Raw genomic sequence first — 12,976 nt, forward strand, 5'->3', positions numbered from 1 at the left:
GAATCTGGCGACGAATTTACTTGGTTAACAATGTCCTGACCATCTTTCCAATTAACTCGTCGTAACATTGGCTGGCCAATGTGTAATAAAGTTCATGGACTGGATTTAACTTCAAAGCTGCAGCTGAGGGCGGCATCTTCCTCTTCGTCGAATGGACGCTTCGGGGAGAACTTAGATGCAAAGCCAGGGAATGCTTTTGAGAACCTGAAGTTCAATCAACCGCGCGCACCCGGCTGGGCGGCCATCAGGCTTTCCATCGGATCGGGGCGAAGGGGCAGGGCGGCCATGATCGCCGCACGCTCTTCGTCGCTGTAGCGCGACCAGCCGGCGATCTCCTGCAGGGTCCGCCGGCAACCGAGGCAGAAGCCGGACGCACCATCCACGGCGCACACCTTGACGCAAGGCGTGACGATTGGGCGAGGCGGGCGGGTTTCTGAAGTCATGACCGAATTTCGCCATCCGCGGCGTCCGGCGCAAGTCGCCAGACGCGATGCGGCTCTGTGTCCAGATTTTTCAATCAAGAGGGAACCACCATGCGTATCGCCACTGTCCTGTTCGCCGCCGCCTCGATCGCCGCCGTCGCCGCTCCGGCTCTCGCCGCCGAGCGCCTGACCGACGCCCAGTTCATCCAGGCCAACCGCTGCCTGGGTCTGACCGAGGCCAAGACCCTGGGCGAGGCCGATCCGGCGGCGCTGAAGCAGGTGATCAAGGACCAGCGCGCCGGTCGCCACACCTACACCTCCGACCGCGCCGACGCGGCCCGCAACGACGCCAAGCGCGCGGCTTCGAAGGCCGACGAGACGGCCAAGGCCGCCCTGATCGAAGAGCGCGACGTGACCTGCAAGGGCCTGACCGCCAGCTGATCCATACGGGAGGCGGCCTGCGGGCCGTCTCTTCGAGCAGGTTCCGCGTCCTATGCGCTTGCATCGGGCGCGGACTGGCTTAAGTCGGCGGCCATGACCGCTTCCGCCGCCGCTTCGCCCTTCGCCGACATCCGCCGCCTGGCCGCCGATCTTCCGGCGCCGGGCGTTTTCGTACCGCCGGCCGATGGCGGCCGGCTTGCCGAGATCTCGGCCTGGCTCACGGCCTGGACCGGCCGCACGCCGCCCTCGGTCAACCGTCCCGTGGTCGCTCTCTACGCGGGGGCCCGGCAGGGCGTTGGTCCGCGCGGCTATGCCCGTGACCGTCTCGAGACCATCGCCGCCGGCGGCGCCTCGGTCAGCCGCATGGCCGGCTCGCAGGGCGCGGGCCTGGAAGCCTTCGACCTGGCCATCGACCGCCCGACGCCGGATGCGCGCCAGAAGGCCTCGATGAGCGAAAAGGAATGCGCCGCCACCATGGCCTTCGGCATGGAGGCCCTGGCCAAGCAGCCCGACCTGCTGATCCCCGGCGTCATCGCCGCCGAGGCCCATCGCGACGCGGCCGCCATCGCCCTGGCGCTGCTGGGCGGCGAGGCTTCGGACTGGGCCGTCGGCGAGGCCGTCGCCGATGTCGCCGCCGCCGTGGAGCGTGCGCGCGGCGAGGGCGATCTTTCCGATCCGCTGGAAGTTCTGCGCCAGCTGGGCGGCCGCGAGACCGCCGCCGTGGCCGGAGCCATCCTGGCCGCCCGGGTGCAGAAGATCCCGGTGCTGCTCGACGGCTACGCCGCGACCGCCGCCGCCGCCGTCCTGCACGCGATCGATCCCGACCTGATCGCCCACGCCGTCGCCGCCCACGTCGGCGGAGCCKGCCATGGCCGCCTGCTGGCGGCGCTGGGCAAGACGCCCCTGGTCTCGCTGGAGATCGAGGACGAGGAGGGCGTGGGCGGCGTGTCGGCCCTGGCCCTGGTGCGGCTGGCCTGCGAGGTTCGCTGACCGTGATGGGTGAACGACGTTTACGTTGACCTTCGCGTCATCTTTCCAAACGCTCGTTCGACCCCTATCATCCTCCCGAAACAACAAGACGCCGGCTCAGCCGGCCTGTTCGGGAGCGCGCTATGAACCTCGATTTTTCGCCCGAAGACCTGGCCTTCCGCGACGAGGTTCGCGCCTTCATCGCGCAGAACTATCCGGAAGGCCTGCGCGAGCGCCAGGAAGAGGGCGAGGAGATGTCCAAGGAGGACTTCCTCTCCTGGCATCGCACCCTGGCCGACAAGGGCTGGGTCGCGCCGGCCTGGCCGCAGAAGTACGGCGGCCCGGGCTGGACCTCGGTGCAGCGCTACATCTGGTCGGAAGAGACCGCCCGCGCCGACTGCGTGCCGATCCTGCCGTTCGGCATCAACATGGTCGGACCGGTGATCTACACCTTCGGCACGCCCGAGCAGAAGGAACGCTTCCTGCCGCCGACCCTGTCGGGCGAGATCTGGTGGTCGCAAGGCTATAGCGAGCCGGGCGCCGGCTCGGACCTGGCCAGCCTGAAGACCAAGGCCGAACGCTTCACCGGCGACGACGGCAAGGAATACTACCTGGTCAACGGCCAGAAGACCTGGACCACGCTGGCCCAGCACGGCGACTGGATCTTCTGCCTGGTTCGCACCGATCCGAACGCCAAGATCCAGGAGGGCATCTCGTTCCTGCTGATCGACATGAAGTCGCCCGGCGTGACCGTGCGGCCGATCATCACCCTGGGCGGCGAGCACGAGGTCAACGAGGTCTGGCTCGAGAACGTCAAGGTGCCGGTCGAGAACCGCATCTTCGACGAGAACAAGGGCTGGACCTGCGCCAAGTTCCTGCTGGCCCACGAACGCTCGGGCATCGCCGGCGTCGCGCGCTCCAAGCGCGGCATCGAGCGCATCCGCCAGATCGCCTCGACCGAGCTGTCGGACGATGGCGACGCGCTGATCCGCGACCCGATGTTCAAGCGCAAGATCGCCGAGCTGGAGATCGACCTTGCCGCCCTGGAGTACACCGAGCTGCGCACCCTGGCCGGCGAAGCGGCGGGCAAGGGCCCCGGTCCCGAATCCAGCGTCCTGAAGATCAAGGGCACCGAGATCCAGCAGCGGATCACCGAACTGGCCCTGGAGGCGGCCGGCCACTATGGCGCGCCCTATTTCCGGGGCTTCCCGAAGGACGGCGACAACGCCCATCCGATCGGCCCGGATTTCACCCACCGCGCCGCGCCGACCTATTTCAACGTCCGCAAGACCTCGATCTACGGCGGCTCCAACGAAATCCAGCGCAACATCATCGCCAAGATGGTGCTGGGGCTCTGACCTAAGCCTCCGCCCTCCCTGGAAACGGGGAGGGCGCTTCGCAAAATCAATCCGATGCGCTCCTGGCAGGCCTGGCGAAACGCGGCCTCGGAGCCTTGAGAACAAGGGACTTCAGGGATGGACTTCAACTTCACCGAAGAGCAGTCGATGGTCCGCGACACGGTCGCGAGCTTCTTGCAGGACAAGTACGACTTCGAAACCCGCCGCAAGATCGTCGCCTCGGACGCCGGCTGGCGCGCCGACTACTGGCAGGCCTTCGCCGAAGAGCTTGGCATCCTGGGCGCCTCGTTCAGCGAGGAGCTTGGCGGCCTGGGCGGCGGCGCGATCGACAACATGATCATCATGGAAGAGTTCGGCAAAGCGCTGGTCATCGAGCCCTATCTGGGCACGGTCGTCATCGGCGGCGGCTTCATGAAACACTCGGGCTATGCGAACGCCGCCTCGGTGATCGAGGGCGTCGTGGCCGGAACCACCACCATCGCCTTCGCCTATGCCGAACCCCAGGGGCGCTACACCTGGAGCGACCTGAAGACGACCGCCAAGAAGGACGGCTCGGGCTGGATCCTCAACGGCCACAAGGCCGTGGTGGTCGGCGCGCCGTTCGCCAGCCACCTGGTGGTCACCGCCCGCACCGGCGGCTCCCAGCGCGAGGCCTCGGGCGTGTCGGTGTTCCTGATCGACAAGAGCCTGCCGGGCGTGGTCACCCGCGACTATCCGACGGTCGACGGCGGGCGCGCCTCGGAGGTCTATTTCGAGAACGTCTCGATCCCGGCCGACGCCCTCGTCGGCCATGAAGGCGGCGGCCTGCCGCTGGTCGAGAAGGTGATCGACGAAGCCACCGCCGCCAGCCTGGCCGAAGGCGTGGGCGTGCTGCGCAAGCTGCACGAGGGCACTCTGGACTACGCCAAGCAACGCAAGCAGTTCGGCCGCGCGATCGCCGACTTCCAGGTGCTGCAGCACCGCATGGTCGACATGTTCATCGAGCTGGAGCAGTCGGTGTCGATGACCTACATGGCCACCATCAAGCTCGATGAAAGCGACGCCGAACGCGCCAAGGCGGTGTCGGCCGCCAAGGTGCGCATCGGCCGCGCGCTCAAGTTCGTCGGCCAGAACGCCATCCAGATCCACGGCGGCATGGGCATGACCGACGAGCTGGCCATCGGCCACTACTTCAAGCGGGGCACGATCATCGAGGGCCTGTTCGGTTCGGTGGATCACCATCTGCGCCGCTACGAGGGCCTGTCGTTCGGCGCGGCGGCGTAAGCCGTCCACTGAACGCCTAAGGTTTCGAGCCGGGGCCGCCCGCGTCACGCCGACGCGGGCGGCCTTTCTCGTTCCTGTCTCATTTTCACCGCCCAGCCCGACGGGGTGCGACCGTTCAACGCAGCAGAACACTCGATGGACTGCACGGTGAACGCGATGCTCCGCCCCGAAATGCTGATGGGCCTGTCCCCGGAAAAACTGGCCGACACGCTGGAGGCGATGGATTCCAGCGCGCGCCTGCTGCTCGACCAGGCGCGCGAGGCCAAGGCCCGGGCCGACAAGCTGGAAACCGCGCTTTCGCTGCTGGTGGGCGTGGTGGCCAACGATCCGGGCCTTGAGGAAAGCTACGCCCTGCAAAGGATCGCTGGCCAGCTGCGCCTGTGCGCCGACCTGCCGGAACTGGCCGCGGAACTGGTGGGCTGCGAAGCCGAGCGTATCGAGCCGGTGATGCTGCGGGCGGCCGCCAACATCATCGCCTCGGCCGGCAAGCCCGGTTCGGGCGACGCGGTCGCGACCATTGACCTGCCGGCCCGAGACGGCGCGACTCTGCACTAGGTCGTATGTGGGCGGAAAGTATCGGCGGCCGGCTTTTCAAGGGCGATCAAGTCAATCGTCCGTACGCTGATATCGTCCGGGTTCGGAATATTTCTCTTGTCAGGCCTTCGCTTGGGCGCATGCTTTGCCCGACGCGCTGACGACTAGGAGGGTGCGAGACCCTGTAAGCCGCGCGCGTCTCTTTCTGGCTGGATCGGTCGCGGAGCCGGTCCCGTAACACGTGGAGCGCTTGCGGGCGCTCCTGGCTGGTCAAGGAGACGCCGCCATGAACGTAACGAAGATGAGTCATGCCATGCTGTCCTTCGCCCTGATGGGCGGGTTGCTGGTCGGGCCTCGCCCCGGCGGCGCCAAGCCGCCGCAACAGTCGCAGCCGCCCAAGGCTTCGGACAAGAAGTAGCGTCCAAAGAAAACGCCATCCCGGAGGAGCCGGGATGGCGTTGAATTCCACGATTGCGAGGAGGCTTACGGCTTTGCGGCCGTGTTGCACTCTTCGACCCCGGCGGCGTCGAGCGCCTCGCCGCGCCAGGTGAAGGCCGAAACGGCGCCCAGTTCCGCCACGATCTTGCGGCAGCTGCGAACGGCCGGCATGGCCTTCACGGCCGGGGCCTTGCAGACCGTTCCGGTGCAGCGCCACATGGCCCCGTCCTGGATCAGTTCGGCCTTGGCCGGCGGCGCCTTCAGAACGAGCATGGCGCCTTCCGAAGACGCGGCCTGAGCCGCGCCCGCGAAGGAAGCTGCGGCGAGAACGCCGAGCACAAGCATACGCATGGACATCTCCTATCCCCGCGTCCTATTTGTAAGTGGACGCTGATCACATTGTTCGTTGTTATTGAAAACTAAGTCAATCGCCGAACGTCGATCTCGCGATCTCGATCAACGTCCAATCCCCATGCCAGCAAGGCCGGAGTGACATCCTCGGCCGCCTCCACCGACACCCACGCCGTGGTCAAGGCGGGCGGGGTCAGGCCGCGATCGATGGTGTGCTTGAGCAGCGTGAAAAGCGGGTCCCAAAAGCCGTCGGGATTGTGGAAGACGATCGGCTTGCGATGCAGGTCGAGGCGACGCCACGACAGCAGCTCGATGATCTCTTCCAGGGTGCCGATGCCGCCCGGAAGCACGACGAAGGCGTCCGAGCGCTCGAACATCAGCATCTTGCGCTCGTGCATCGAGGTGACGATGACCGTCTCGACGTCGTCGAACGGCTTCTCGCGGCCGCGAAGGAACTCCGGGATGATCCCGAGCACGGCGCCCCCGGCCTCGTGCGCGCCGCGGGCCGCCGCGCCCATCAGGCCCACGCCGCCGCCGCCGTAGACCAGCTTGAGGCCCGCGCGGGCGAAATCGCCGCCGATCTGGTGGGCGGCCTCCAGATAGGCCGGGTCGGCCGTGTTCGAAGAGCCGCAGTAGACACAGACCGACCCCAGGCGGCTAGACAGGTCGGGCATCGTCGTCCACTCCAACAAAAGAAAAGGCGCGGCTCCCGTCGGGAAGGGCGCGCCATGGCGTTTCGGGTTCAGGCCAGCTTGGCCAGCCCAGGATTTGGAAGGCGCATGATCGGGATTCGCAAGGCCGCTTTCAAGCCGTGGCTGCTGGCCCTGGTTCTCGTCGTCGCCGTCGCGGCGTGCGGCGAGGAGGGACGGCGCGACTGGGGCCGCGCCGCGCCGGCCGCCCAGCCGACCCGCGACCCCGAAGCGGCCTACCTGGCCCCGCCCAAGGTGGTCACCGCGGCCATCCAGGGCGGCGGGGTGGCGCTGTCTGGATCGGCGACCGCCGGGGCCTCGGTACGTCTTGGATCGCCGACGGGAGAAGCCACCAGCGTCGAGGCCGATGCCGCGGGCCTGTGGCGAGCGGTGCTGGCCGGCGCTCCGGAGCCCCGGCTGTTCGGCCTTTCGATGACCCGCGAGGGCCGGACCGTGCAGGCTGAAGGCTACGTCCTGGTCACGCCGGAGGGCATGGTGGCCCTGCTGAAGGCCGGCGGCGGATCCGAGCCGCTGTCGGGCCCCTCCGATTCCCTGCGGATTCTGGCCATCGACTACGACCAGGACGGCGGCGCGGTGATCTCGGGCGTCGGACGGCCCGGCGCCGGCTTCGGCGTCCGCGTGGACCGAGTGACCCAGGCCGAGGCCAAGGTCGACGCGCAGGGGCGCTTCAGCTTCTCGCTGACCCGCCCGCTGGGCCATGGCGAGCACGCGGTGCAGGTCGCGGGCGAAGGCGGCGAGGATCTGGTGCGCATCGCCGTCTCGCCGCCCGCCGCCCTGACCGCCGGCCCCCTCCACGCCGAACGCCTGGACGGCGCCTGGCGCGCCGACTGGATGACCCCCGGCGGCGGCGTTCAGACCACCGTGCTCTACGCGCCCGGAGCGACGCGGTGAGGGGCTACGCCTCCGCCGGCCGCGACAGCGCCCGCACAGTCCCCGATACGGCCAAGCCGGCGTCCGGCTGGGCCGCCCTGGCCGAACTGCTGCGGCTCGTCCTGCGGTCACGGGCGCCGGGCCTGACCTGGCGGCTGGTGGCGGCCCTGGCCCTGACCTTCGCCGGTAAGGCCCTGGGCGTGGCCGCGCCGCTGCTGCTGGGCGCGGCGGTCAACCGGCTGACGGCCGGGCAGGGCGCGGCGACCCAGGTGACCCTGTCCTTCGCCGCGCTGGCGCTGGGCTGGGCCGGCGTACGGTTCATCTCGGCCGCGGCGCCGCAGGCGCGAGACGCTGTGTTCACGCCGGTGGCCCAGGCCGCCCAGAACCGGGCGGCGACCGAGACCTTCGCCCACGCCCTGTCGATGTCGATCGACTTCCACCAGACCAAGCGGACCGGCGCGCTGTCGCGGACCATCGACCGCGGCGCGCGGGCCATGGACTTCCTGATCCGGGGCCTGGTCTTCAACATCGTTCCGACCCTTGTGGAGCTGGCCCTGGCGGCCGTCGTCCTGGCGCGCGCCTACGACTGGCGGTTCGCGGCCACCGCGATCGTCACCGTGGTGATCTACGGCGTCCTGACCTTCTCGATCTCGAACTGGCGCATCGCCCACCGGCGCGAGCTGAACGAGGCCGACGCCGAAGCCGCCGGCCGGGCCGTGGACGCCCTTCTGAACTACGAGACCGTCAAGACCTTCGGGGCCGAGGCCCGGGCCGTCGGCGCCTACGAGCGGGCCCTGACGACCTACGGCGAAGCGCAGATCAAGGCGACCAACTCGCTGTCGCTGCTCAATGTCGTTCAGTCGGCGATCATGAGCCTTGGCCTGGCGGTGATGGCCGTGCTGGCCGGCTCGGAAGCCGCCCATGGCCGGATCGGACCGGGCGACATCACCGCCGTGGTGCTGATCCTGGTGAACCTGTACCAGCCGCTGAACTTCCTGGGCTTCGCCTATCGCGAGATCCGCCAGTCGTTCATCGACATGGAGGCGATGATGGACCTGCGCCAGCAGGGCGCGGACGTCGCCGACGCGCCGGACGCCGTCGACCTGCCGCCGACCGGGGATCGCCGGGGCGGAGCCGTGGCCTTCGAGGGCGTCTCGTTCCGCCACGGCGCACGTTCCGACGGCCTGGCCGAGGTCAGCTTCGCCGCCGCGCCCGGCCAGACCGTGGCCATCGTCGGCCCGTCGGGCGCCGGCAAGACGACGCTGGTGCGCCTGGCCCTGCGGATGATCGACCCGCAGGCCGGCCGGGTGACGCTGGACGGCCATGACCTGCGCGACCTCACCCAGGCCTCGCTGCGGCGGGCGGTGGCGCTGGTGCCGCAGGACGTGGCGCTGTTCAACGACACGATCGCGGCCAACATCGCGTTTGGTCGCCCCGACGCGACGGAGGACGAGGTCTGGGGCGCGGCCCGCGCCGCCGAACTCGGCGACTTCATCGGCGGGCTGCCGGAAGGCATGGCCACCAAGGTCGGCGAGCGGGGGTTGAAGCTTTCCGGCGGCGAGCGCCAGCGCGTGGGCATCGCCCGCGCCCTGCTGGCCGATCCGCGCGTGCTGATCCTGGACGAGGCCACCAGCGCGCTGGACAGCCGCACCGAGGCGGCGATCCAGGCGACCTTGCGCAAGGCCAGGGAAGGGCGCACGACCCTGGTCGTGGCCCACCGGCTGTCGACCATCGCCGACGCCGACGAGATCCTGGTGCTGCGCCGGGGCAAGGTGGTCGAGCGCGGGCCGCACGCGGCGCTGCTGGCGGCCGACGGCGAGTACGCGGCGCTCTGGCGGCGTCAGACGCGCGGCAAGGTCGCGGCGCAGTAGACGATCGGCTATATCGGCGCTTCGCAACATCTGGAGGCCGCCTTGCGCTATCTGCACACCATGGTCCGCGTGAAGGACATCGATGCTTCGCTGCGCTTCTACTGCGAGGGCCTGGGCCTGCAGGAGATGTACCGCATGGAGAACGAGAAGGGCCGGTTCACGCTGGTGTTCCTGGCCGCGCCGGGCGACGCCGACAACGCCAAGGAGCGCAAGGCGCCCCTGGTCGAGCTGACCTACAACTGGGACCCGGAAGACTATCAGGGCGGCCGCAACTTCGGCCACCTGGCCTATCAGGTCGACGACATCTACGCCGCCTGCCAGCGCCTGGCCGACCTGGGCGTGACCATCAACCGCCCGCCGCGCGACGGCCACATGGCGTTCGTGCGCTCGCCGGACGGCATCTCGGTGGAGCTGCTGCAGAACGGCCACCTCGAACCGGCCGAGCCGTGGGTCTCGATGCCCAACACCGGCGCCTGGTGAACATGAAGAAGGCCCGCCGAAACCGGCGGGCCTTCTGCTTTTCTAGCGACGCGTTCCGAAGCGGTTGGCCCGGGCCACGTTGGACCGCAGGTCCGAGAAGCTGGCGGCGACCGTGGGGTAGTCGTCCGGCAGGCCCCACTTGGAGCGATACTCCTCCTCGGTGAGGCCGAGGCTGTTGAGGTGGCGCTTCAGCGAGCGATAGCGGCGGCCGTTCTCGAAGCTGACGATGGCGTCCTGGGTGACGCTGGCGGCGATCTCGTCGGGGCTGGGCCGTTCGACCGGATCGCCGGTCGGCATGGAGAACACGGCTTCCAGCGCCGCATAGGTGCGGGCGGCGAGGTCGGGCAGTTCGTCGGCCGAGACGATGTTGTTCTGCAGATAGGCGCAAAGCACCTGGGCCGCCATGTCGGCGGCGCGTTCCTGGGCCTTGTTCATCTCGGGTCTCTGGGGATCTTCAGGCAAAAAAAGAACCCCGGGACCGAGCGGACTCGGCCCCGGGGCGACTGGGTGAGGTCAGTGGGCGCCGGCGGCCCGCAGCCGTTCGCCGAACACGCAGGCGTTGGGCAGTTCGACCTTGGAGCCGGTGCGCTCCTTGCTCTTGACCCACTCGCTCAGCACCTCGGTGGTGGTGTGGTCGAGCACGGTCAGGGCGCGGGTGTCGAGGCGGACGACGCCGCCGTCGGGAGCCGCGTCCAGGGCCTTGGTGATCTTCGGCAGCTGCACGAAGGTCGCTGCGCCCTCGAGGCGGATTTCCTGTTCCTTCTCGCCGAGGTTCTGCTGGGCGATCTTGAGGCGCATGCGCTTCAGGTTCGGCAGCAGTTCGACGACGGTCAGGGCCAGGCCCACCAGCACGCCGGTCAGCAGGTCGGTGGCGACGACCATGACGAAGGTCGCGGCCCAGATCAGCGCCGGCAGCAGGCCGTAGCGGGCGAACAGGTGGCGGACGTGGTCCAGGCTGACCAGCTTCCAGCCGGTGACCACCAGCACGCCGGCGAGGGCGGCGCTGGGGACCTGACGCAGGACGAAGGGCAGCAGGGCGACGAAGGCCAGGATCCAGACGCCGTGCAGGATGGCCGAGGCGCGGGTGACGGCGCCGGCCTGGACGTTGGCCGAGCTGCGCACGATCACGCCGGTCATCGGCAGGGCGCCGACGAGGCCGCACAGCAGGTTGCCGACGCCCTGGGCGCCCAGCTCCTTGTTGTACTTGGTGCGCGGACCATCGTGCATGCGGTCGACGGCGGCCGCCGACAGCAGGGTCTCGGCCGAGGCGATGAACGCCACCGCCACGGCGGTGAGGATGATCATCGGATCGGCGAGCTTGGCGAAGTCGGCCGCGCCCGGGATCGCGATCGCGCCGGCGATCGATTCCGGAACGGCGATCTTCTGCACGTCGAGACCAAAGCCCATGGCCACGAAGGTGCCGGCCAGCACGCCCAGCAGGGCGCCGGGAACCAGCTTCAGCTTGGCCGGACGGATCTTCTCCCAGAGCAGGATCGAACCGATGGTGACCACGCCGACCAGCAGGGCCGCTTCGGCGCCGCCGAAGGTCGAGATCGACAGACTGGTGATCGCGCCGGGGATGGCCAGGAGGTTCTCCAGGCCGTTGGCGCGCGGCTTGTCGCCGAACAGCACGTGGAACTGGCCCGCGACGATCAGCACGCCGATGCCGGCGAGCATGCCGTGCACGACGGCCGGCGAGATGGCGCGGAACCACTGGCCCATGCGCAGGGCGCCGGCGGCCAGCTGGACGAGGCCGGCCAGCACGAGAATCGGCCCGAGGGTCGACAGGCCGTGCTTGGCCACGATCTCGAACACGATGACCGCCAGGCCGGCGGCGGGGCCGCTGACCTGCAGGGGCGAACCGGCGAGGGCGCCGACGACGATGCCGCCGATGATGCCGGTGATCAGGCCGCGTTCGGCCGGAACGCCCGAGGCGACGGCGATGCCCATGCAGAGGGGCATCGCCACGAGGAAGACGACGATCGAGGCGGTCAGGTCACGCGAGAAGATCGCGCCGAACCCTTGCTTCGCGCCGTTCGGGGAGGAAACGGCGGAGTTGCTCATTCTGCCGCGATGCCCAGATGGTCGGCGGCGACCATGCGCTTGGCCGGACGCTGCGCGACGGGCAGGGGCGAGCCTTCACGAACCAGTTCGAACTGGCCGGTGTCGCCGTTGTAGGCCTGGATCTGGCCGGTCTCGATCTCGAAGAACCAGCCGTGCAGGGTCAGCTTGCCCTGGGCGATCGCCGAAGCCACCGACGGGTGGGTGCGCAGATGATTGATCTGGACCACCACGTTCTCCAGCGACAGGGCGCGGGTCGTGCCGTGCTCGTCCAGGCCGTGATAGGCGTTGCAGACGACGCTGTGGGCGGCGTGGGCGTGGCGCAGCCAGGCGGCCACGTTCGGCATCTTTTCGAGAGCGGCCGGGTTCGAGAACGCCTTCATGGCGCCGCAGTCGGAGTGGCCGCAGACGACGATGTCGCGAACGCCCAGCGCCATGACGGCGTATTCAACGGCCGACGAGACGCCGCCGTTGGCCTGGCTGAACGGCGGGACGATGTTGCCGGCGTTGCGGCAGACGAACAGGTCGCCGGGATTGGCTTGGGTGATGAGCTCGGGCACGACGCGCGAGTCGGCGCATGAGATCATCAGGGCCGAGGGGCTCTGGCCGTGGCTGGCCAGGCGCTCGTACAGCGCGCTTTGAGCCGGGAAGACTTGGCCGCGGAAAAGGGCGGCGCGTTCGAGAAACTGTTCCAAGAGGAACCTCCATGCGATGGCCGCGGCGTCCGGGGAAAGGGGTAACGGACGCCGCGGCGCGCGCGGCCWGAACCGCCACGCACCATGGAAGTTGGGGTGGCGTCTTTGCTGCGACGCAGCGGGTTTTGTGACAAAGGGTTTCCGAGACGGGGCTTTCTCGTGGTGGCCTTTGGACGCTCGCCCTGAAGGGGGGGGGTCTTGATCGGCGAACCTCCCCCTGTGGGGGAGGCGGCCGAAGGCCGGTGGGGGGCCGGTTTCAGCTTTCGAGGCGGCGGGTGGGTTCGCAGTCGCTCCCCCCACCGATCGCTGCGCGATCGCCTCCCCCACGGGGGGAGGTTCCCTGAGGGTTGGACATAGGTTCTCGCACTCCCGTGGAAATCCACGAAAGCTGATGGGGAGGCGCGGAGCGGCCGGGCGGAGCCCGGRGACCGTRKGTTTGTTTAGCGTTTCGGCTTCGTCGACCGCTCCGCCGCGTCGTTATTCCGGAGGGCCGGAGGCGCGGGTGCTGTTTCA

At 68.9% G+C, this 12,976-nt stretch carries 15 protein-coding genes; 9 read left to right on the top strand and 6 right to left on the bottom strand.

What is annotated here, in order from left to right; all coding sequences use genetic code 11:
- Positions 1-215 precede the first annotated feature (215 nt).
- Positions 216-443 (bottom strand): DUF1289 domain-containing protein, encoded by a 228-nt coding sequence (locus AC1DCG_RS09420; protein ID WP_477030168.1) that lies wholly within the window; start codon positions 441-443, stop codon positions 216-218.
- A 90-nt stretch (positions 444-533) separates the two neighbouring features.
- Here AC1DCG_RS09420 and AC1DCG_RS09425 point away from each other — a divergent pair, with 90 nt between their 5' ends.
- From AC1DCG_RS09425 to AC1DCG_RS09450, 6 genes are all read left to right on the top strand, one after another.
- Positions 534-863 carry a hypothetical protein gene (locus AC1DCG_RS09425; protein ID WP_477030169.1) on the top strand — a complete coding sequence of 110 codons (330 nt, stop codon included), beginning with the start codon at positions 534-536 and terminating at the stop codon, positions 861-863.
- A 93-nt stretch (positions 864-956) separates the two neighbouring features.
- Positions 957-1,853, top strand: a complete 897-nt coding sequence (locus AC1DCG_RS09430; protein WP_477041465.1) for a nicotinate-nucleotide--dimethylbenzimidazole phosphoribosyltransferase — start codon at positions 957-959, stop codon at positions 1,851-1,853.
- A 122-nt stretch (positions 1,854-1,975) separates the two neighbouring features.
- The gene (locus AC1DCG_RS09435; RefSeq protein WP_477036843.1) at positions 1,976-3,190 is read left to right on the top strand and encodes an acyl-CoA dehydrogenase family protein; all 1,215 of its coding nucleotides are present in this window, start codon (positions 1,976-1,978) and stop codon (positions 3,188-3,190) included.
- Between the two features lie 117 nt (positions 3,191-3,307).
- A complete protein-coding gene (locus tag AC1DCG_RS09440; RefSeq protein ID WP_477030172.1) occupies positions 3,308-4,453 on the top strand; it encodes an acyl-CoA dehydrogenase family protein in 1,146 nt (381 codons plus the stop codon).
- A 156-nt stretch (positions 4,454-4,609) separates the two neighbouring features.
- Entirely contained in the window at positions 4,610-5,008 is a 399-nt protein-coding gene (locus tag AC1DCG_RS09445) for a hypothetical protein (protein WP_477030173.1), read from the top strand.
- 265 nt (positions 5,009-5,273) lie between these two features.
- Positions 5,274-5,405, top strand: coding sequence for a hypothetical protein (locus tag AC1DCG_RS09450; RefSeq protein ID WP_240903289.1), 132 nt, complete (start codon positions 5,274-5,276; stop codon positions 5,403-5,405).
- Positions 5,406-5,470: 65 nt separating this feature from the next.
- Here AC1DCG_RS09450 and AC1DCG_RS09455 read toward each other — a convergent pair whose 3' ends face one another.
- Both AC1DCG_RS09455 and AC1DCG_RS09460 read right to left on the bottom strand, forming a co-directional pair.
- Positions 5,471-5,776: a CC_3452 family protein gene (locus tag AC1DCG_RS09455; RefSeq protein ID WP_165255801.1), complete on the bottom strand. Its 306-nt coding sequence runs from the start codon at positions 5,774-5,776 to the stop codon at positions 5,471-5,473.
- A gap of 68 nt (positions 5,777-5,844) precedes the next feature.
- A complete protein-coding gene (locus AC1DCG_RS09460) occupies positions 5,845-6,450 on the bottom strand; it encodes an LOG family protein (RefSeq protein WP_165255799.1) in 606 nt (201 codons plus the stop codon).
- A 105-nt stretch (positions 6,451-6,555) separates the two neighbouring features.
- Here AC1DCG_RS09460 and AC1DCG_RS09465 point away from each other — a divergent pair, with 105 nt between their 5' ends.
- From AC1DCG_RS09465 to AC1DCG_RS09475, 3 genes are read left to right on the top strand one after another with little or no spacing between them, the layout of a single operon-like run.
- Positions 6,556-7,377: a hypothetical protein gene (locus AC1DCG_RS09465; protein WP_477036842.1), complete on the top strand. Its 822-nt coding sequence runs from the start codon at positions 6,556-6,558 to the stop codon at positions 7,375-7,377.
- Positions 7,302-9,227 (top strand): ABCB family ABC transporter ATP-binding protein/permease, encoded by a 1,926-nt coding sequence (locus tag AC1DCG_RS09470; RefSeq protein ID WP_477030176.1) that lies wholly within the window; start codon positions 7,302-7,304, stop codon positions 9,225-9,227. The genes AC1DCG_RS09465 and AC1DCG_RS09470 overlap by 76 nt, the downstream gene beginning before the upstream one ends.
- Positions 9,228-9,269: 42 nt before the next feature.
- Positions 9,270-9,707, top strand: coding sequence for a VOC family protein (locus tag AC1DCG_RS09475; protein ID WP_165255795.1), 438 nt, complete (start codon positions 9,270-9,272; stop codon positions 9,705-9,707).
- Positions 9,708-9,749: 42 nt separating this feature from the next.
- Here AC1DCG_RS09475 and AC1DCG_RS09480 read toward each other — a convergent pair whose 3' ends face one another.
- The 3 genes from AC1DCG_RS09480 to AC1DCG_RS09490 all read right to left on the bottom strand — a co-directional run bounded on the left by AC1DCG_RS09480 (position 9,750) and on the right by AC1DCG_RS09490 (position 12,463).
- Positions 9,750-10,142: a Ros/MucR family transcriptional regulator gene (locus AC1DCG_RS09480; RefSeq protein WP_205691434.1), complete on the bottom strand. Its 393-nt coding sequence runs from the start codon at positions 10,140-10,142 to the stop codon at positions 9,750-9,752.
- 78 nt (positions 10,143-10,220) lie between these two features.
- Positions 10,221-11,771 (bottom strand): SulP family inorganic anion transporter, encoded by a 1,551-nt coding sequence (locus AC1DCG_RS09485; protein ID WP_165255794.1) that lies wholly within the window; start codon positions 11,769-11,771, stop codon positions 10,221-10,223.
- Positions 11,768-12,463: a carbonic anhydrase gene (locus tag AC1DCG_RS09490; protein ID WP_165255792.1), complete on the bottom strand. Its 696-nt coding sequence runs from the start codon at positions 12,461-12,463 to the stop codon at positions 11,768-11,770. The genes AC1DCG_RS09485 and AC1DCG_RS09490 overlap by 4 nt, the downstream gene beginning before the upstream one ends.
- Positions 12,464-12,976 lie beyond the last annotated feature (513 nt).

The organism is Caulobacter sp. 10L414 (assembly GCF_056395525.1).

Excerpts from the sequence above, each read along its gene's own strand:
- AC1DCG_RS09420 (WP_477030168.1), bottom strand. The coding sequence starts at position 443 with ATGACTTCAGAAACCCGCCCGCCTCGCCCAATCGTCACGCCTTGCGTC.
- AC1DCG_RS09425 (WP_477030169.1), top strand. The coding sequence starts at position 534 with ATGCGTATCGCCACTGTCCTGTTCGCCGCCGCCTCGATCGCCGCCGTC.
- AC1DCG_RS09435 (WP_477036843.1), top strand. The coding sequence starts at position 1,976 with ATGAACCTCGATTTTTCGCCCGAAGACCTGGCCTTCCGCGACGAGGTT.
- AC1DCG_RS09440 (WP_477030172.1), top strand. The coding sequence starts at position 3,308 with ATGGACTTCAACTTCACCGAAGAGCAGTCGATGGTCCGCGACACGGTC.
- AC1DCG_RS09445 (WP_477030173.1), top strand. The coding sequence starts at position 4,610 with ATGCTCCGCCCCGAAATGCTGATGGGCCTGTCCCCGGAAAAACTGGCC.
- AC1DCG_RS09450 (WP_240903289.1), top strand. The coding sequence starts at position 5,274 with ATGAACGTAACGAAGATGAGTCATGCCATGCTGTCCTTCGCCCTGATG.
- AC1DCG_RS09455 (WP_165255801.1), bottom strand. The coding sequence starts at position 5,776 with ATGCGTATGCTTGTGCTCGGCGTTCTCGCCGCAGCTTCCTTCGCGGGC.
- AC1DCG_RS09460 (WP_165255799.1), bottom strand. The coding sequence starts at position 6,450 with ATGCCCGACCTGTCTAGCCGCCTGGGGTCGGTCTGTGTCTACTGCGGC.
- AC1DCG_RS09465 (WP_477036842.1), top strand. The coding sequence starts at position 6,556 with ATGATCGGGATTCGCAAGGCCGCTTTCAAGCCGTGGCTGCTGGCCCTG.
- AC1DCG_RS09480 (WP_205691434.1), bottom strand. The coding sequence starts at position 10,142 with ATGAACAAGGCCCAGGAACGCGCCGCCGACATGGCGGCCCAGGTGCTT.
- AC1DCG_RS09485 (WP_165255794.1), bottom strand. The coding sequence starts at position 11,771 with ATGAGCAACTCCGCCGTTTCCTCCCCGAACGGCGCGAAGCAAGGGTTC.